Raw genomic sequence first — 17,978 nt, forward strand, 5'->3', positions numbered from 1 at the left:
ATGCGCGTTTTTCTGTTTGGAGCTGGTTATTCTGCGAGAGCCTTTTCCCGCCTGATGACCGGAGAGGCAGAGCGCATCGACGGCACCACGCGCAACGAACAGAATTTCCCACTTCTCGAAAAATTTGGCATCGCGCCGATCATTTTCGACGGTGATACCGCGTCTCCCGAATTGATCGACCGTCTCGCAAAATCAACGCATGTGGTTATCTCGATTTCACCGCGCGACAATGTTGATCCATCGCTTGCAATCGTTGAAGAAGCGCTGCGTCGCCCCGGTAATACTATTCGCTGGATCGGCTATCTCTCAACGGTCGGCGTCTATGGCAATTTCGATGGCAACTGGATTGACGAGACAGCACAGCGCCAGCCCGGTTCGCAACGTTCGCTTGAACGCGTTGAAGCAGAAGATGCATGGGAAGCGCTGAGTGAGCGCCACGGCACGCCGGTTGCTCTTTTGCGCCTGTCAGGAATTTACGGCCCCGGCCGCAATGCTTTCGTCAACCTTGAACGGGGCACCGCACGCCGCGTTATCAAGGAAGATCAGGTCTTCAATCGTATCCATGTCGACGATATTGCCGGATCATTGCGCTTTCTTGCAGGCACCAATACCGGCGGCGCATTCAACATCACCGACAATGAACCAGCACCTCCACAAGATGTCGTGACCTATGCGGCCGAGCTGATGGGCGTTGTTCCGCCGCCGGAAGTTCCGTTTAACGAAGCTGAGATGAGCCCGATGGCGCGCTCATTCTACGGCGAAAACAAACGGGTCTCCAACCAGCGTATCAAAGCGTTGGGCTATGAATTTATATATCCCGATTACAAAGCAGCCTTTACTAAAATGTGGCAAGACGACAATTGGCGTTAAGGTGTATCGCGTAAAAGTGCGACCTAATTTTTGCTAACGACACGCACAAAATAAGTGATTAATTGCCGTTTTTATCAACGCGAAGCATAATTCGCGCTATCCGTTCGTATGATTCGAGCAATATTTATTTGGAAACTGCCCATGGCTAAGAGATCTCTCTCCAAATTCTGGTCGCGTTTCGTCCTTGCAACCTGCCTTACGGCAATGATTGCGCCGGAATTCGCTGCGCAAGCTTTTGCGCAGGATGCACCCGCCAAACAGGCATTCGGTAGCAAAAAACTTCCCGTGGTAGCGCAAGAGCCGCAATCCATTGGATTCTATGCCAAGGGTTGTCTGTCCGGTGGCGTTGCGCTCCCGATTGATGGTCCAAACTGGCAGGTTATGCGCTTGTCGCGCAACCGCAATTGGGGCCACCCGCGCACAATTGGGCTTCTGGAAAAGCTTTCCCGCGACGCCGCAAAAGACGGCTGGTCGGGGCTTCTGGTTGGTGATATTTCGCAGCCGCGTGGTGGTCCGATGTTGACAGGCCATGCCTCGCATCAGATCGGACTTGATGCCGACATCTGGCTGATGCCGATGCCAAAAAAGCGCTTTACAGATGCCGAGCGCGAAAGCGTGTCTGCCGTATCGATGCTTAAAAATGATTCACTTTATGTCGATCCAAAAAAATGGACGCCAGCACGCACGGCACTCATCAAACATGCGGCCAGCTACCCGGAGGTTGAGCGTATCTTCGTTCATCCGGGCATCAAGAAACAGCTTTGCGATACAGTGACAGGCGATAGAAAGTGGCTTGGAAAAGTGCGCCCATATTGGGGTCATTTCTATCATTTCCACGTGAGGCTGCATTGCCAGCCAGGATCACCGGATTGCACGCCGCAGCCGAAAGTCACAGGCGGCGATGGCTGCGATAAGTCGCTTGCATGGTGGTTCACGGACGAGCCGTGGAAGCCAGCAAAGCCATCCAAAGAGCCACCCAAAAAGCCAAAGCCGGTGATGGTTTCAGACCTCCCAAAGGCTTGCGCTGCGGTGCTGAACGGTCCCTCACCCGATTCTATCGCAGATGTGATCTATAATGCCAATTAAAGCATGCAATAGAAAACAAGCTTTTCACTGGCTTATGGCTTCGCTATAGCTTTCAAACGATTTAACTTAGAGCACATCCCGAAAGTGGGGAGCCAATTTCGGATCAAGATGTGCGTAAAAAACGTATGACAAGGTTATCATTCTCATGTCCGAACGTCTGCGCATTGCACTGATTGCCCATGATCTGAAGAAGGACGAGATGGTTGCTTTCGCACGCAACCACGAAAAAGCTTTGGCGCACTACGATATTGTGGCGACTGGCACCACAGGCGGACTTATTCAGGAGGCCTGTCCTTCACTCAATATTCTGCGTGTTAAAAGCGGTCCATTGGGTGGTGATCAGCAAATCGGCGCAATGATTGCAGAAGGCACTGTGCAGGCATTGTTCTTCTTCATTGACCCGCTTTCACCACTCCCACATGACGTGGACGTGAAGGCGTTGACCCGCCTTGGCAGCGTCTATGACATTCCAATGGCACTGAACCCCGCAACGGCAGACAAACTTATAGAAGTGCTGGATTAATCCGTCACTCCGGTATCGCCCGGAAATAATAATAATAAACGAGACAGCAAGGCACATGATGATGAACGCTGACCAGAGTTTTAAGTTTCCCATCCTCGTCGGCGACATCGGTGGCACCAATGCGCGCTTCGCATTGCTTGTTGATTCTCATGCAGAGCCAAAAGAATTTCCGGTCGTTCAAACGGCTGATTACGAAACGATTGATGATGCAATAGAGCAAACAGTGCTCAACCACACATCCATTCGCCCACGCTCAGCAATTCTTGCGGTTGCAGGTCCGGTCGACGGCGACGAAATTGACCTCACCAATTGCGATTGGGTTGTTCGCCCAAAGCAGATGATTGCCAATCTGGGCTTTGAAGACGTCACCGTTCTCAATGATTTTGAGGCACAAGCGCTCGCCGTAGTCTCAATTGATAAAGACTATTTGCATCAAATCGGTGGCAATGACGAAGAGATCGTCGCTACGCGCGTTGTTCTGGGCCCGGGCACAGGCTTAGGCGTTGCCGGGCTTGTGCGTACCAGCAAGGCATGGGTACCAGTCCCCGGCGAAGGCGGTCATATCGATATTGGCCCACGGAGCGCGCGCGATTATGAAGTATTCCCGCATATCGAGACGATTGAAGGCCGCGTTGCAGCAGAACAGATCCTGTGTGGACGCGGCTTGCGCAATCTTTATCTGGCTATCTGTGCTGCCGACAAAGTAACGCCGGTTCTTGATACGCCGCCGGAGATTACCGCAGCTGGCCTTAATCGCAGCAATGCACAGGCTGTCGAAACGCTGGAACTTTTCGTAACCTATCTGGGACGCATTGCTGGCGATCTGGCGCTCGTTTTCAAAGCGCATGGCGGCGTCTATCTTTCTGGCGGCATTCCACAGCGCATTTTATCTGCGCTGCAAGCCGGATCGTTCCGCGCAGCCTTTGAAGACAAGGCACCACACAGCCATTTTATGCGCGAAATTCCGGTACGCGTCGTGGTCCACCCGCTCGCAGCTTTGAGCGGATTATCCGCATTTGCCCGCGCGCCGACGCGGTTTGAAGTCGCCACCAAAGGCCGTCGCTGGCGCGTTGACTGATGGGGCTTTTATTCTCAGGCATGGTCAAGCCACAAAGATAACGCTATAGAAGCGCTGCAAACAGACACCTATTGCGGCCTTGGGCTGCCAGATAAAAAGCACTTTGCCCGTGAGCTTATTCAAAAAGAAAAAGAAGAAGATCGACCCAAGCGAGGCCACGCGCGTCATTCGCCGCATGATGTCGGAGAATGTGCATCAGTATAAAACGAGCTACGCGATTGCAATTTGCGCATCTCTGATCGTGGGTGGCTCAAACGCTGCTCTGGCTTATATGATGAAGCCGATGATCGACAAGATTTTCTATGAACAGCAAATCGGTCTCATCTGGATTATCTGCGGCGCGATCCTCAGCATTTTCATCATGCGTGGTCTGTCGAGCTATATTCAGGCGGTCGAGCTTGCGAAGATCGGCAACAATCTGGTCGCCCGTTATCAAAAGCGCATTTTCGACCATCTGATGAAGCTCGGTCTGGATTTTTATAATGATACGCGCTCTGGCCATCTGGCCGCGCAAATCAACCAGAACGTCAACGGCATCCGTGACCTTCTGAATATGACCATAACCTCGATCGCGCGCGATTTCGTGTCGCTGATCGGTCTCGTCGGCATGATGTTTTATACCGACCCATATATGTCAGCAGCGGTCTTCCTGATTGGTCCACCACTGGTTCTGGCAGTCGCATATATTTCACGCCGCATCCGCACCGTTACCCGTGATCTGGTGCATCTGAACTCGCATCTGCTCGGTGCGATGCAGGAATCTGTTCAAGGCATCGCCATTGTGAAAGCATTCACAATGGAAGAGCAGCTTCGTGGCAAAATCGATCTGCTCATTGATCAGACCGAAAACCGCAGCAACAAGATTGCACGCGTTTCAGAACGCACCACCCCTATTTCAGAAATTCTGGCTGGTATCGCGATTGCGGGCGTCTTGGCCTATAGCGGCTATAATGCAATTCTGAACCAGCAGCCTCCCGGCTCGATGTTCGCGTTCATCACAGCCCTGCTTCTGGCATATGACCCTGCACGCCGCCTGGCACGTCTGCAAGTTGGCCTTGAACGCGCACTCGTCAATGCGCGCATGATATATGAAGTACTGGATATCGAGCCCAATCAGGGTGATGCACCAGACGCAACAGAACTAAAGGCTGGTACAGGCGAGATCGACTTCCAGAACGTGCATTTTGCTTATGCAAATAAAGTGCCTGTTCTGCACGGCATAAGCTTTACCGCAAAAGCCGGTGAGACCACCGCTATCGTTGGCGCATCGGGTGCTGGTAAATCAACACTTATCAATCTTGTGCAGCGTTTCTACGATGTCACGGATGGGAAAATTCTGTTCGACGGACAGGATATTGCCAAAGTCACGAAACACTCGCTGCGCCATTCCGTCGCCTATGTCTCGCAGCAGCCTTACCTGTTTGAAGGCACGATTGCCGATAACATTCGCTACGGACGCCCGGACGCGACACAGAACGATATTATCGAAGCAGCCAAGCTTGCCAACGCGCATGAGTTCATTCTGCAACAACCACAGGGCTATGACACGCCCGTTGGTGAAAACGGCGTAACGCTTTCAGGCGGCCAGCGTCAGCGCGTGTCGATTGCCCGTGCAATTGTGCGCAATGCGCCGGTTCTGCTGCTCGATGAAGCAACCTCGGCACTCGATAACGAGTCTGAAAAGCGCGTTCAGCAGGCGCTCGATCACATCATGCATGACCGCACGACCATCGTGATCGCGCATCGACTTTCAACAGTCGTTAACGCAGATCGTATCGTCGTCATGGAAGCAGGCCACGTTGTTGAAGAAGGTCGCCATGGCGATCTGATTAAAATCCCCAACGGTGTCTATGCCCGTTTCTATGAACTGCAGAGCGGTAAAGACGAATTGCTTATCGGGAACAATGGCACGGAGGAAAAGTCCATTGGCTGAGAATGCTGAAATCGGATTGGTGGTTGTTGGCGCGAATGGCCGTATGGGACAAGCGCTTATCCGCGCTATCCATGCTATTGATGGGGCTCGCCTCGCGGGTGCCATTGCGCGTCCCGGCTCGCCATTTCTAGGCAAAGACGCTGGCGAAGTCGCAGGTGTCGGCAATCTCGGTGTCGCAATCACCGATGACCCACTGCCCGTTTTTGCAAAAGCGCAGGGTGTTCTTGATTTTACCACGCCCGCCACAAGCGTTGACTATGCGGGCCTCGCGGCTCAGGCGCGCATCGCGCATGTCATTGGCACAACGGGCTTTTCGAACGATGACAACGAAAAGCTTCTGGCGGCAGCCCGCCACGCAACAATCGTCAAATCCGGCAATATGAGCCTTGGTGTCAATCTTCTGTCTGGCCTCGTGAAAAAGGCTGCTCAAGCCCTTGGCCCTGAAGACTTCGACATTGAAATTCTCGAAATGCACCACAAGCACAAGGTCGATGCGCCATCGGGCACAGCGCTTCTGCTTGGTGAAGCCGCAGCCCTCGGCCGTGCAATCAATCTTGAGCAGAACAGCGTGCGTGTGCGCGATGGGCATACCGGCCCGCGTGAGCAAGGCACTATCGGCTTTGCAACATTGCGCGGCGGTTCTGTCATTGGCGACCATGACGTCATTCTGGCTGGCGAAGGCGAGCGCATCACGCTCTCCCATCATGCGCAGGATCGTTCAATCTTTGCCCGTGGCGCTGTGAAAGCAGCGCTTTGGGCGCATGGCAAAAAGCCCGGCCTTTATTCCATGCTCAATGTTCTTGGACTTAACGACTAACTTATTTTATCCCAACGGAGTGCTGCGATGTCTCGTACCCTCGTCCTGGTCCGCCACGGCCAAAGCGAATGGAACCTCAAGAACCTGTTTACCGGCTGGCGCGATCCGGGCCTCACCGAACAGGGCCATGCTGAAGCCAAGGCTGCTGGTCAGCGCCTAAAGGCCGCTGGTCTTAAGTTCGACCTTGCTTATACATCGGGCCTTTCGCGCGCGCAGGTCACGTGCCAGCACATCCTCGACGAACTCGGCCAGTCCGATCTTGAAACTATCCGCGATCAGGCTTTGAACGAACGCGACTATGGCGATCTGTCCGGTCTCAACAAGGACGATGCGCGCGAAAAATGGGGTGAAGAGCAGGTTCACATCTGGCGCCGTTCATACGACGTCCCTCCTCCGGGTGGCGAAAGCCTGAAAGACACTGGCGCGCGCGTCTGGCCTTATTACCTGCACACCATCCAGCCACACGTTCTGCGTGGCGAAACCATTCTGGTTGCGGCACACGGCAACTCACTGCGCGCGCTCATCATGGCGCTTGATGGCCTGACACCGGAAGAAATTCTCAAGCAGGAACTCAATACTGGCGTTCCGATCATCTACAAGCTGAATGCCGATTCGACTGTCGCTTCCAAGGAAGTGCTTTCTGCATAAGGATTTTTCGGGCGCGGAAGCTCTAACGCCCCGCGCCCGATCTGCGTTTCCCGGCCTTTTTGATTGCTTCAATCCGCAATGTGAAAAAAAGCTGATGGAAGTATGAAATCACGATTGACAGAAGCAGGCTGACCCCTTAGATCGGTCCTCGTCGCCCAGATGGCGGAATTGGTAGACGCACCAGCTTCAGGTGCTGGCGCTCGCAAGGGCGTGGAGGTTCGAGTCCTCTTCTGGGCACCATTTCCAAGTCTTCAGACCACTACCAAGGTCCAGAAGCACCCCAAAAAGCCCGCTTGCGCGGGCTTTTTTGTTACCTAAATATTCCCGCGGCTGACCTTCAAAACACATAAGCGTGAGCTGAAACGCTCAGTTCAAAAATGAAACCAAAAATCAACAGTTGGCCAATAGAGCGGTCTGATGAATTCAGGCAAATTAAGGAAATGAAGCATGAAGAAGCGGGTATTCTCACTCATCGCAATCGCAGCAATCGCTTTGGCCACAGCGGGATGCCAGACGACCGAATATAAGCCTCGCAACTGGGGCGAAGGCAAATCGGAATCGCAAGGCGCTCCAAGCGCAGGTCCGTCGCACATGGCTTAAAAAGCCTAATACAGTAAAAACAAAAAAGGCCGGCAAATTGCCCGGCCTTTTTTCTCTGTCGACAGTGCTGGTACATCCGCAGTCACCGCAACAGTTATGCCCTTATAGTGAAAGCGAATGGTTAATAAAACGTTAACCCGCCAAGCTTTCCTGCATCGCAAAGCTTTGGGCCTTGCCACATGCAACAACTCCGCGCATCCTGCCTGAAGTCGATTGCAAATTGAGGACCAAATCAGATGGCACAACCCACCTATGATCTTGAGTTCGGCGAGATCATTCGCTGGCTCAAAGAACATGGTCTCATTTTGCAATCCGATCTGGAAGGGAACAGCGAGCTCTCGACACGAGCCGAACGCATGGGTCGCAAACGTCGGCGTGAGACAGAAAAGAAAATCGAGCAGTAAGCAACTTAAAAGGCCGGAAAATAACTAGGGAAATGGCCTGACAAAAGCACTGGGGGAGCAAAATGCGACACAAGAAACTGTTCGATTTTGAGCATCATGCTGTGTTTTTCAAACTGTTTTTCATCTGTGCTGCCTGCGCGATTTTCAGCAGTCTTCTAGGCCAGAATGATGATTCCACTTTCTGGCGCTGGCTTTATTATCTCACGAAACCAACCGCAACATTGCTGTTGATCTGCGCTATTCTGGCAGCCCCGCGCCTGATCACGAAAAGCTACGGATTCACGATTTCTTTTGGTCTTTTGTTTGCAGCGGCAGGAGACTTTTTTCTGATGCTGCCCGGCGATTATTTTCTTGCAGGCCTAATCTGCTTTTTGATTACCCATTGCATCTATATCTATGGACTGTCTCGCAATACCAAATTCGCTGATAAAAAGCCTATCTTTGTAATCTTTGCCATTTTTGCAATAATGATTATCGCGGGCCTGTGGACCAGCTTACCAAATGCGATGAAAATCCCGGTTGTTATCTATGCGATTGCGCTGGGAGTTATGGCGGCTCAGGCTTTCAGCCGCGCAATATCCATGCCGCCCGAAACCACACCGCGCTACAGCGCATGGCTTGCAGCCGCGGGTGGCCTTTTCTTCATGGCAAGCGACACTTTGCTAGCCTTTAACCGTTTTCACACGCCAATCCCATTGGCTGGCTTTTGGGTACTCAGCACATATTATGCAGCACAATTCCTCTTTGCCCGATCAACCGAGAATTTTGCCTATGAGCGCTGATACCAAGCTTCGCCCGACCTTTCAGCGTTTAAGGCAAAGCTGGCTCGACGACCGTCCCTCCTATGAGCAGCGTGTCGATGATCTGCGTCTTTTGCGTAAGCTGCTGCACGAACGCCTTGAGGATATGGCAAAAGCGATCAATGCCGATTTTGGCAATCGTTCCATTCATGAAACATTGTTGGGCGAAGCCAGTGTCGTTTTCGCAGAAATCGACCACACTTTGCATCATCTTAAACGCTGGATGAAGCCTCAGCGCCGCAAGGCTGGTTGGAAGCTTTGGCCCGCGAAGGCAGAACTGCGTTTTGTGCCGCTCGGTGTTGTTGGCATTATTTCGCCTTGGAATTATCCGGTCAATTTGGCACTTACGCCGCTTGTTGCGGCGATCGCCGCCGGAAACCACATTTTTCTGAAACCTTCGGAGCACACACCGAATACATCCGAGTTTCTGCGCAAGCTTATAGCGGATGTTTTCCCAGAGGATAGGGCAACGGTCATTCTGGGTGATGCAGAATTGTCAGCTGCCTTTTCCGCCCTGCCCTTTGATCATCTGTTCTTCACAGGCTCAACAGCTGTGGGGCGCAAGATCATGAAGGCAGCCGCTGAAAATCTCACGCCCGTCACCCTAGAGCTTGGCGGCAAGTCGCCAGCCATCGTCAGTGAAAGCACCAATCTCAAACGTGCTGCGGCATCTATTGCGACTGGCAAATATTTCAATTCTGGTCAGACCTGTATTGCACCCGATTATGTGCTGATCCATCACAGCAAACGCGATAATTTTGTAGACTTGCTGCGCGCCGAAACACAAAAGCGCTATGGTGGCGAAACGGCGCAAGCGGACCGCACCACAATCATCAATGACATGCAGCATTCACGTCTTGTTGGATTGCTTGATGATGCAAAAGACAAAAGCGAAGCCGTCACACCTTTATTGAATGAAGCAGCAATAGAGAGCCGGTCGCGGCTGATGACGCCGACGCTTATTCTTGAACCAGCCCCGACCAGCGCGATTATGAATGAAGAAATTTTCGGTCCGCTATTGCCCATCATCAGCTATCGCTCAATTGATGAGGCAATTGCCGTTATATCAAACCATGAGCGGCCATTGGCGCTTTATTGCTTCAGCGATAACTTGGCAGAAATTGAAACCGTGCTTTCGCAAGTCGTGGCCGGTGGCGTCTGCATCAATGACACGCTTTATCACTTTGCCTGTGGCGACCTGCCCTTTGGCGGGGTTGGGCATAGCGGCATGGGGCAGTATCACGGACGCGATGGCTTTTTGACGTTCTCGAAAGCCATGCCAGTTTTAACCAAATATACACCAGCCTCAACGGATTTGATCAAGCCGCCCTATGCTGGCCTGACGGATCGGATCATTCGCTTCATCACAAGATAGAATATAAATACTGTTCAAACTGCAAAATGCCCTATTTAAGAATAACAATACTCTTCAAATCATAATGCGAGGCAGCAGCGCGTGCAGAAGAAGAAAACACCGGGGCGGATTTCTAGCAAAATATTGACTGCAATCCGTAACCGGCCCGGCTTCCGACCCCATCACCCCGATACGCCAGAAGGCGATATTACGATTGCGTCGTATAATGTGCATAAATGCATTGGAGTGGATAAGGTCTTTGATCCGCAGCGTACCGCCGATGTTATCAGTGAGATTGATGCCGATGTGATCGCGCTACAAGAAGCAGACAAACGCTTTGGCGAACGCTCTGGTCTGCTTGATCTCGGTCTTTTGGAAAAGCGCCACGGTCTCGTCCCGGTGCCGATCACGTCAACCATGCCCAAAGGCCATGGCTGGCACGGAAATATATTGCTATTTCGCGAAGGAGTTGTGCGCAATGTCCGTCAGCTTGCACTGCCCGGCGTTGAGCCACGCGGCGCGCTTGTCGCGGACTTGCAGTTTTCCTCTGGTCCTTTGCGCGTCATCGCCGCCCATCTGGGGCTCTTGAAACGCTCGCGTCAACAACAGGCCGAAAGCATCCTTTCTGCCTTGGAAGAAGCCGACACGCTGCCAACCTTGCTGATTGGCGATCTTAACGAATGGCGCATCGGCAAGCGTTCCTCGCTGGCTTCACTCATGCCAACCTTCAACCATGTCGCGACCGCAGTGCCGAGTTTTCCGTCACGCTTTCCGATCTTCGCGCTGGATCGCGTTCTCGGCACACCGCATAATCTGGTAACAGCTGTCGAAGTGCACAACACGCCGCTCGCGCGTATGGCGTCCGATCATTTACCGATTAAGGCCCATCTTGATCTCAAAACGGCTTCGAAGCTTTTGGAAGAGTTCAATCCATCGCTGCTGACAAGTAATTCCACTGTAGAAAACTAAAGATAAGGCGTTCCAAGCCAGATAATCCGGTCAATCAGCCGCTCATGGAATGGGCGATTTTTAAGCCGTGTGAGATTGACTTCACGACTTGTTTCGATTGCCTTGCCGATGCGTTCTTCCACCTGCAGGGCCACGTCACGATCAAGAATTTCAAGATCAATCTCGAAGTTCAGTCGAAGCGAACGCGCATCCAGATTCGATGAGCCGACATAAGACCATGCCCCATCGATAGTCATCAGCTTCGAGTGATTAAACGCTCCTCCGGCACGCCAAATGCGGCAACCGCCTTTGAGCAATTGATCGAACTGCGCGCGCATGGCGCGATCCACCAACTTAAGATTGTTGACACCCGGAATAACCAAGTCGACTGAAACACCACGCCGTGCGGCTGTGACTAGGGCACTGATAAATTCACGGTCCGGAAGCAGATAAGGCGACATGATCAGGATATGCTCCTGTGCAATTGAAAACGCGCCCATCATCATACGGTGGTTGGTCTCGATATTCTTATCCGGCCCCGAACCAACCACACGGATGAGCTTACCCGTTCCTGGGGGGTCATTGGGTGCAACGATGCTCCACGCATCCCCCGCCAAAAGCTCGCCCGTTGCAAAGCGCCAGTCTTCAGACGCCACATGAAACAGATCGGCAACTGCTGGGCCTTCGATATGAAAATGCGTATCGAAAGCCACCTCGTCACCCGCAATCGCCCTCACAAAAGCGCCGCGAATGTTCATACCGCCGGTAAAAGCGAGCTTGCCATCAACGATCAGGATCTTTCGGTGTGTGCGCAAATTGGCATAGGGCAAGCGCAGACCCATGATGATATTACCGTTGAAGACATCAACAATAATACCTTTTTCCTTCAACAAGCCGACAATGCTCGGAATGGAATAACGTGCACCCACTGCATCGACCAGCACGCGCACTTCAACGCCACGCTTAACTGCTGCTTCCAGAGCATCGGCAAATTTCTGCCCAATCGCATCGCGATCAAAAATATAGGTTTCGAGCATAATGCTGCGTTCAGCCTTCGCAATGGCTTCCAGCATTTGATCATAGGCTTCGTCGCCCGTTTGCAGCATTTGTATATTGTTGCCGCTGGTAAAATCATAAAGGCTGACAGTGTCGCCGAGAATTTTCATCGCGCCGAACTGTCGGCCAAAAGCTGCGCGCACCCGGTCATTGGTGGTATCGAAATGAGACAGATGATACAGAGCTATATTGCCCAGATTTTCGCGTTGATGCTCGAGCGTATTTCGTCTGATGCGGTTAACACCAGCCAGACCATAAACCACTGCTCCAACAATAGGCGACAGCACGATGATACCGACCCAGCCAAGCGCCGTGCGGACTTCATCTTTCGTCATAGTGGCGTGAATGGCGGCGATTGCACCAAGAATGATCGACAGGACTGCGAGGATATGCGGCCAATAATGTGAAAGAATATCAAACATGAACCGACCTTATCCTCAAACGCACTGCGACAGCCTGGTATGGCGAACCCGAAACTCGTATCACTTTCAAGCAATTCTCGGAGCGAATTTCGGATTCTAAGCCATACGAGTAAAATTTTGAATCTAGTGTGGTTTACGGATTTGAAGTTCCTAAACGCGAATGCAACACAAATGATAGGGACTTCAAACCCACCACACTAGAGATATAGTGGAAAGCCCGATCCGCCAACACTCATTTACCAAATAAACCAAACTTATAGAGTTCGCTGGTCAAATCTGCGATCTACTTTATATTAGCTGCGGGACTTGCAATCAGAGGGACATCTCATGGCAACAACGCAAAGTAATTTTAACCGGTCTAATCTTCCGACAGAAGTCACAACGAAATGGGGCTGGTTCGTCGCTCTTGGCGTAGCGCTACTGATTCTGGGTGGCATTGCGTTCGGCAATCTTGTGCTCGCTACCGTGGTTTCAGTTTACTATGTCGGTATCATGATGCTGGTCGCAGGTATCATCGAAATCATTCACGCATTCGGCGTCAAAACATGGGGCGGTTTCTTCTTCTGGCTACTGAGCGGCCTGCTTTATGCAGCTGCGGGTATTGTCGCATTCACCAATCCATTTCTTGCCGCCAGCGTCTTTACTATCTTTTTGGCAGCAGCGCTGATTGGTGCGGGCGTTTTCCGTATCTGGATGGGCTTCAAGTCAAAACCGGCGGCTGGCTGGGGCTGGATCGTTGCGGCTGGTGTTATCACCACTCTCGCCGGTCTCGTTATTGCCATGCAGTGGCCTGTCAACAGCCTCTTCATTCTGGGCTTGTTTCTGGCAATCGATCTGATCTTCCAAGGCTGGTCGTTCATTGCCTTCGGCCTTGGCATCAAGCGCTGATACAGGCTCTCAAGCGACACAAAGCGGCGTTCACACGCCGCTTTTTTCATTTCAACTCGACCTTTTGCCCAATGACTGCTAGATGCAGCGCAACATCTTCGCGGCGCGCGTTTTGCGCAGCCCAACCTTTCGCAATTACGAGTTTCTTTTATGTCCGCTCAAGACCATCCAGTTTCAAAGCGCCGCACCTTCGCGATCATCGCGCACCCTGACGCCGGTAAAACCACACTCACAGAAAAGCTGCTGCTGTTCGGTGGCGCCATTCAGCTGGCCGGGGAAGTGAAGGCCAAGAAAGATCGCATCCAGACACGTTCCGACTGGATGAACATCGAACGCGATCGCGGTATCTCCGTCGTCACTTCCGTGATGACGTTTGAATATAAGGATTGCATCTTCAACCTGCTCGATACACCGGGCCACGAAGACTTTGCGGACGATACCTATCGCACGCTGACAGCCGTGGATTCTGCCGTCATGGTTATCGACGCCGCGAAAGGTATTGAGCCACGCACGCTGAAGCTCTTTGAAGTTTGCCGTATGCGCGATATTCCAATCGTGACCTTCGTCAACAAGATGGACCGCGAAGCCCGCGATCCGCTCGAAATCCTTGATGAGATCGAAGAAAAGCTGGCGCTTGATACTGCCCCTATCACCTGGCCAATCGGCTCAGGCAAAAGCTTTGCTGGCACCTATGATCTGCGCAACAACACGGTGCGCCAGAAGGATTCGGAAGAAAAGCCCACCAAAGTGAGCGGCCCCGAAGAAGCAGCAAAGCTTCTGCCAGAAAACGAACGTCAGGCATGGATCGACAGTCTGGAACTGGCGCAGGGCGTCTGCCGCCCGTTTGACCTCGCATCTTTCCGCGAAGGCCATATGACACCAGTTTATTTCGGCTCGGCACTCAAAAACTACGGCGTGCGCGATCTGATCGAAGCCTTCTGTGATTTTGGCCCAAGCCCACGCGACCAACAGGCGGACAGCCGCATGGTCGGTGCGACAGAAAACAAAATGACTGGCTTCGTGTTCAAGATTCAGGCCAATATGGACCCGAACCATCGCGACCGTATTGCCTTCCTGCGCGTCTGCTCAGGCACACTGTCGCGCGGCATGAAGGCAAAGTTGGTCCGCACCGGCAAGCCAATGAGCTTGTCTGCACCACAGTTCTTCTTTGCGCGTTCTCGTCAGATTGCCGATGAAGCTTTTGCGGGTGACGTTGTCGGCATCCCGAACCATGGTACATTGCGTATTGGTGATACGCTGACGGAGGGCGAAGACATTCTGTTCCGTGGCGTGCCAAACTTCGCGCCGGAAATCCTGCGCCGCGTCCGTCTTGATGATGCAATGAAGGCCAAAAAGCTGCGCGAAGCGCTTCAACAGATGGCAGAAGAAGGCGTCGTACAGCTCTTCGTGCCGGATGATGGTTCTCCAGCGATTGTCGGCGTTGTCGGCGCTCTCCAGATCGACGTTCTGACTGAACGCCTCAAGATCGAATATTCACTGCCGGTCGGCTTTGAAATGTCACGCTTCTCGATTTGCCGCTGGATTTCAGCAGATGATCCGGCTGAACTCGACCGCTTCATTGCCTCGCATCGCGCCGACATCGCGCATGATCTTGATAATGATCCGGTATTTCTCGCGCAAAACGGCTTCTCGCTCAACTACGAAGCCGAGCGTTGGAAGGCGATCCGCTTTGCCACGATCAAAGACTATCAGGTTCGCGACAAGGCCTGATCAATTCATCCATCCGCAGATGCGTCAGCTTCTGCGGGTTTCGGATGAGATAGACTGTACGGATCAATTCGTCTTCGATCTCTATCGCAGCCACTTGCGGCAGGCCATCAGCCTCAAGACTCATATGGCCGGGCAAGCCATCAAACAGCGCAAAATGATTGACGGCAGGCACCTTGCCGAAAGCCTTTCGAGCGATCCCTTCATAAAGCCGCATAATCTTTTCGCGCCCGTATATCGGGTTGAGCGCAGCATTGCGGATACCACCACCGTCGGAATACATCACAACATCTTCCGCCAGAAGGCCTTTCAACGCCGTCATATCCCCGCTTCGGGATGCCTGAAAGAAAGCTTCTGCAATCGTGCGTCCACGATCCTCAGGCACGTTGAAACGCGACTTCTCCTGTCGAACATGGCTGCGCGCGCGGCTCGCCAGTTGACGACAGGCTACAGCATCGCGACCAAGCACACGCCCAACCTCGTCAAAGCCCATATCGAACACGTCATGCAAAAGAAATGCCGCACGCTCCAGCGGCGACAGGCGATCAAGCGCCAACATCAATGTCAAAGTGATGTCATCGCTGCGATCTTCATAAGTCTCGACGAGCGGTTCAGGCAACCATGTACCGGGATAGGTCTCGCGCCGCACACGGGCAGATTTCAGATGGTCGAGCGCAAGGCGGCTGACCACGCGCGTAAGCCATGCCTTCGGCTCGCGGATGATCTCCCGATCCGCAGCACTCCAGCGCAACCATGCATCCTGCACAATGTCTTCGGCTTCGGCATGGGTGCCCACCATTCGATAGGCAATGCGGATGAGCCGAGGCCGCAAGGTCTCGAACACACCCGCATCATTGATATGTGACTCAAGCGGCAGCGGCATCGGTTTTAACCGGATGAACGAGACGCAGGCCGACCGCAATGCGGTTCCATGCATTGATGGTGGTAATCAGCATAGTCAAATTGACGATCTCTTCATCTGAGAAATGCGCTTTCAAAGCATCAAAATCCTTATCCGGTGCGCCCGTCTGTGCCACGAGTGTCAGCGCCTCGGTCCAGCCAAGTGCCGCCCGCTCCCGCGCGGTATAAAGCGGTGATTCACGCCATGCAGCAACCAGATAGAGACGCTCTTCGGTTTCGCCAGCCTTCCGCGCATCAGCCGTATGCATATAGATGCAATAGGCGCAGCCATTGATCTGCGAAGCGCGGATTTTCACCAGCTCATAAAGGCTATATTCAAGCCCTGATGCAGCAACACGCTTTTCCAGCTCCACCATTGCCTGCATGATCTGCGGTGCGAAAGTGTAAGGGGCAAGTCTTTGTTCCATGATCTCTTCTCCTTGATATCGATCCATAATGGTCGCTCATCAACAGGACGAGATAGCTGCACCGGAATGTGACATGCCCGCTTAGAAAATTCAGCTTTTTATTGCGAGAAGAACGCTCGCAATTTTTTCTGCAAGCTTTTCAGCAACTTGCTCCTTGCTCATTTCCGGCCATTCTTCGATGCCAGAATGACTTAAGATACGCACACGATTGCGATCGCCGCCCATCACATCGCCAGACACATCATTGGCAACGATCCAGTCGGCACCTTTCTTGTCGAGCTTGCGAGTAGCATTGGCGAGGACGTCCTGTGTTTCCGCGGCAAAGCCTATTACAAGGCCGGGACGCTTCTCACTATGCCCAACACCGGCCAGAATATCCGGATTTTCAACCATACTGAGCGTTGGTGCACCCTCGCCCGGTTGCTTCTTGATCTTCTGATCCGCTGCATTGGCGGTGCGCCAGTCGGCAACGGCAGCAACCATCACAGCTGCATCAGCCGGAAGGCGGCTTTCGACCGCTGCCTGCATTTCCCGCGCGGTTTCAACATGGATGACATTGACCCCTTCAGGATCGGGGATGATGACCGGACCGGAAACCAGATGCACAGTTGCGCCCAGATGTGCTAGGGCCGTAGCGATGGCATGGCCCTGCTTGCCCGATGAACGATTGGCAATATAGCGCACCGGGTCAATCGGCTCGTGTGTCGGCCCGGATGTCATGACGATCACTTTACCCACAAGCGGCTTTGCCTGTGGTGTGAGCAAGCTTTCAATGGCTGCAACAATTGCGAGCGGTTCGCTCATGCGGCCTGTGCCCGCCTCTCCACTTTCCGCCATCTCACCCTTTTCAGGGCCAATGAAATGTACACCATCTTTTTCAAGTGTCACACGATTGCGCTTGGTTGCCGGATTATCCCACATGGCAGGATTCATTGCAGGCGCAAGCAACACCGGAATTTTGCGTGCCAGAAGTACGGCACTCGCGAGATCGTCAGCGAGTCCATTGGCCATTTTGGCCATCAGGCCAGCGGTTGCCGGTGCAACCACAATCAAATCAGCATCACGCGCAAGGCGAATGTGGCCAACATCCTGCTCGTCTTCGCGTGAGAAAAGATCAGTGAAAACATGATCGGCAGCAACTGCACCAATGGTCAGCGGTGTTACGAATTCCTGAGCTGCCGCCGTCATCAGCGGACGCACATGCGCGCCCCTCTCACGCAGACGGCGGATAAGGTCCGGTGCTTTATAAGCCGCGATCCCACCACTGATGATGAGAAGAATACGCTTATCGCGCAATGAACCGGCAATTGGTGATGAAGCCGGAGCTATTGGCTTTGCCTCTTCAAAACCGCCAAGTAGAAGCCGCGCTTCTTCTTCCATAGAGCGCCCGTTTTGAGCGGCACGCACACGCAGCCGTTCTTTGGCTGCGTCATCAAGATTGCGAATGGTAATACTGGCCATTTGATTGCACCGTATGTTTTCTGGTGCAATCAAT

General features: G+C 52.9%; 18 protein-coding genes and 1 tRNA gene. 15 read left to right on the forward strand and 4 right to left on the reverse strand.

Features of this window, described 5'->3' with window-relative positions; genetic code table 11:
- The 13 genes from RI570_RS03805 to RI570_RS03865 all read left to right on the forward strand — a co-directional run bounded on the left by RI570_RS03805 (position 1) and on the right by RI570_RS03865 (position 11,082).
- Entirely contained in the window at positions 1-870 is an 870-nt protein-coding gene (locus RI570_RS03805; RefSeq protein ID WP_313827057.1) for an SDR family oxidoreductase, read from the forward strand.
- Positions 871-1,011: 141 nt separating this feature from the next.
- Positions 1,012-1,956, forward strand: coding sequence for a penicillin-insensitive murein endopeptidase (gene mepA / locus RI570_RS03810; RefSeq protein WP_313827059.1), 945 nt, complete (start codon positions 1,012-1,014; stop codon positions 1,954-1,956).
- A gap of 145 nt (positions 1,957-2,101) precedes the next feature.
- Positions 2,102-2,479, forward strand: a complete 378-nt coding sequence (locus tag RI570_RS03815) for a methylglyoxal synthase (protein WP_313827061.1) — start codon at positions 2,102-2,104, stop codon at positions 2,477-2,479.
- A gap of 58 nt (positions 2,480-2,537) precedes the next feature.
- Positions 2,538-3,557 (forward strand): glucokinase, encoded by a 1,020-nt coding sequence (locus RI570_RS03820; protein ID WP_313828541.1) that lies wholly within the window; start codon positions 2,538-2,540, stop codon positions 3,555-3,557.
- Between the two features lie 109 nt (positions 3,558-3,666).
- The gene (locus RI570_RS03825) at positions 3,667-5,490 is read left to right on the forward strand and encodes an ABC transporter ATP-binding protein (RefSeq protein WP_313827063.1); all 1,824 of its coding nucleotides are present in this window, start codon (positions 3,667-3,669) and stop codon (positions 5,488-5,490) included.
- A complete protein-coding gene (dapB, locus tag RI570_RS03830) occupies positions 5,462-6,307 on the forward strand; it encodes a 4-hydroxy-tetrahydrodipicolinate reductase (protein ID WP_313827064.1) in 846 nt (281 codons plus the stop codon). Before RI570_RS03825 ends, dapB begins: the two co-directional genes overlap by 29 nt.
- Positions 6,308-6,334: 27 nt before the next feature.
- Positions 6,335-6,955 (forward strand): 2,3-bisphosphoglycerate-dependent phosphoglycerate mutase, encoded by a 621-nt coding sequence (locus tag RI570_RS03835; RefSeq protein ID WP_064321000.1) that lies wholly within the window; start codon positions 6,335-6,337, stop codon positions 6,953-6,955.
- 153 nt (positions 6,956-7,108) lie between these two features.
- Positions 7,109-7,195, forward strand: a tRNA-Leu gene (locus tag RI570_RS03840).
- Positions 7,196-7,402: 207 nt separating this feature from the next.
- Positions 7,403-7,555, forward strand: a complete 153-nt coding sequence (locus RI570_RS03845; RefSeq protein ID WP_313827066.1) for a hypothetical protein — start codon at positions 7,403-7,405, stop codon at positions 7,553-7,555.
- Positions 7,556-7,791: 236 nt separating this feature from the next.
- Positions 7,792-7,959 carry a hypothetical protein gene (locus RI570_RS03850; protein WP_313827068.1) on the forward strand — a complete coding sequence of 56 codons (168 nt, stop codon included), beginning with the start codon at positions 7,792-7,794 and terminating at the stop codon, positions 7,957-7,959.
- Positions 7,960-8,021: 62 nt separating this feature from the next.
- Entirely contained in the window at positions 8,022-8,741 is a 720-nt protein-coding gene (locus RI570_RS03855; protein WP_313827069.1) for a lysoplasmalogenase, read from the forward strand.
- Positions 8,731-10,134: a coniferyl aldehyde dehydrogenase gene (locus tag RI570_RS03860; RefSeq protein WP_313827070.1), complete on the forward strand. Its 1,404-nt coding sequence runs from the start codon at positions 8,731-8,733 to the stop codon at positions 10,132-10,134. Before RI570_RS03855 ends, RI570_RS03860 begins: the two co-directional genes overlap by 11 nt.
- An 81-nt stretch (positions 10,135-10,215) precedes the next feature.
- Positions 10,216-11,082, forward strand: a complete 867-nt coding sequence (locus RI570_RS03865) for an endonuclease/exonuclease/phosphatase family protein (RefSeq protein ID WP_313827071.1) — start codon at positions 10,216-10,218, stop codon at positions 11,080-11,082.
- Here RI570_RS03865 and cls read toward each other — a convergent pair.
- Positions 11,079-12,539, reverse strand: a complete 1,461-nt coding sequence (cls, locus tag RI570_RS03870; RefSeq protein WP_313827072.1) for a cardiolipin synthase — start codon at positions 12,537-12,539, stop codon at positions 11,079-11,081. The genes RI570_RS03865 and cls overlap by 4 nt on opposite strands.
- A gap of 327 nt (positions 12,540-12,866) precedes the next feature.
- On the opposite strand from cls, the gene RI570_RS03875 reads away from it, so the two are divergent.
- Together RI570_RS03875 and RI570_RS03880 are read left to right on the forward strand one after the other, a co-directional pair.
- On the forward strand, positions 12,867-13,427 hold the full coding sequence (locus RI570_RS03875; protein ID WP_313827073.1) for an HdeD family acid-resistance protein: 561 nt from the start codon (positions 12,867-12,869) through the stop codon (positions 13,425-13,427).
- A 150-nt stretch (positions 13,428-13,577) separates the two neighbouring features.
- On the forward strand, positions 13,578-15,158 hold the full coding sequence (locus tag RI570_RS03880) for a peptide chain release factor 3 (protein WP_313827074.1): 1,581 nt from the start codon (positions 13,578-13,580) through the stop codon (positions 15,156-15,158).
- Here RI570_RS03880 and RI570_RS03885 read toward each other — a convergent pair.
- The 3 genes from RI570_RS03885 to coaBC all read right to left on the reverse strand — a co-directional run bounded on the left by RI570_RS03885 (position 15,127) and on the right by coaBC (position 17,944).
- Positions 15,127-16,038 (reverse strand): sigma-70 family RNA polymerase sigma factor, encoded by a 912-nt coding sequence (locus RI570_RS03885; protein ID WP_313827075.1) that lies wholly within the window; start codon positions 16,036-16,038, stop codon positions 15,127-15,129. The genes RI570_RS03880 and RI570_RS03885 overlap by 32 nt on opposite strands.
- The gene (locus RI570_RS03890; RefSeq protein WP_313827077.1) at positions 16,022-16,483 is read right to left on the reverse strand and encodes a carboxymuconolactone decarboxylase family protein; all 462 of its coding nucleotides are present in this window, start codon (positions 16,481-16,483) and stop codon (positions 16,022-16,024) included. Before RI570_RS03890 ends, RI570_RS03885 begins: the two co-directional genes overlap by 17 nt.
- Positions 16,484-16,573: 90 nt before the next feature.
- Positions 16,574-17,944, reverse strand: a complete 1,371-nt coding sequence (coaBC, locus tag RI570_RS03895) for a bifunctional phosphopantothenoylcysteine decarboxylase/phosphopantothenate--cysteine ligase CoaBC (RefSeq protein WP_313827079.1) — start codon at positions 17,942-17,944, stop codon at positions 16,574-16,576.
- Positions 17,945-17,978 lie beyond the last annotated feature (34 nt).

The sequence above is a fragment of the Brucella pseudogrignonensis genome, assembly GCF_032190615.1.
GTDB lineage: Bacteria > Pseudomonadota > Alphaproteobacteria > Rhizobiales > Rhizobiaceae > Brucella > Brucella pseudogrignonensis_B.

Excerpts from the sequence above, each read along its gene's own strand:
- RI570_RS03805 (WP_313827057.1), top strand. The coding sequence starts at position 1 with ATGCGCGTTTTTCTGTTTGGAGCTGGTTATTCTGCGAGAGCCTTTTCC.
- mepA (WP_313827059.1), top strand. The coding sequence starts at position 1,012 with ATGGCTAAGAGATCTCTCTCCAAATTCTGGTCGCGTTTCGTCCTTGCA.
- RI570_RS03815 (WP_313827061.1), top strand. The coding sequence starts at position 2,102 with ATGTCCGAACGTCTGCGCATTGCACTGATTGCCCATGATCTGAAGAAG.
- RI570_RS03820 (WP_313828541.1), top strand. The coding sequence starts at position 2,538 with ATGATGAACGCTGACCAGAGTTTTAAGTTTCCCATCCTCGTCGGCGAC.
- dapB (WP_313827064.1), top strand. The coding sequence starts at position 5,462 with ATGGCACGGAGGAAAAGTCCATTGGCTGAGAATGCTGAAATCGGATTG.
- RI570_RS03835 (WP_064321000.1), top strand. The coding sequence starts at position 6,335 with ATGTCTCGTACCCTCGTCCTGGTCCGCCACGGCCAAAGCGAATGGAAC.
- RI570_RS03845 (WP_313827066.1), top strand. The coding sequence starts at position 7,403 with ATGAAGAAGCGGGTATTCTCACTCATCGCAATCGCAGCAATCGCTTTG.
- RI570_RS03850 (WP_313827068.1), top strand. The coding sequence starts at position 7,792 with ATGGCACAACCCACCTATGATCTTGAGTTCGGCGAGATCATTCGCTGG.
- RI570_RS03855 (WP_313827069.1), top strand. The coding sequence starts at position 8,022 with ATGCGACACAAGAAACTGTTCGATTTTGAGCATCATGCTGTGTTTTTC.
- RI570_RS03860 (WP_313827070.1), top strand. The coding sequence starts at position 8,731 with ATGAGCGCTGATACCAAGCTTCGCCCGACCTTTCAGCGTTTAAGGCAA.
- cls (WP_313827072.1), bottom strand. The coding sequence starts at position 12,539 with ATGTTTGATATTCTTTCACATTATTGGCCGCATATCCTCGCAGTCCTG.
- RI570_RS03875 (WP_313827073.1), top strand. The coding sequence starts at position 12,867 with ATGGCAACAACGCAAAGTAATTTTAACCGGTCTAATCTTCCGACAGAA.
- RI570_RS03880 (WP_313827074.1), top strand. The coding sequence starts at position 13,578 with ATGTCCGCTCAAGACCATCCAGTTTCAAAGCGCCGCACCTTCGCGATC.
- RI570_RS03885 (WP_313827075.1), bottom strand. The coding sequence starts at position 16,038 with ATGCCGCTGCCGCTTGAGTCACATATCAATGATGCGGGTGTGTTCGAG.
- RI570_RS03890 (WP_313827077.1), bottom strand. The coding sequence starts at position 16,483 with ATGGAACAAAGACTTGCCCCTTACACTTTCGCACCGCAGATCATGCAG.
- coaBC (WP_313827079.1), bottom strand. The coding sequence starts at position 17,944 with ATGGCCAGTATTACCATTCGCAATCTTGATGACGCAGCCAAAGAACGG.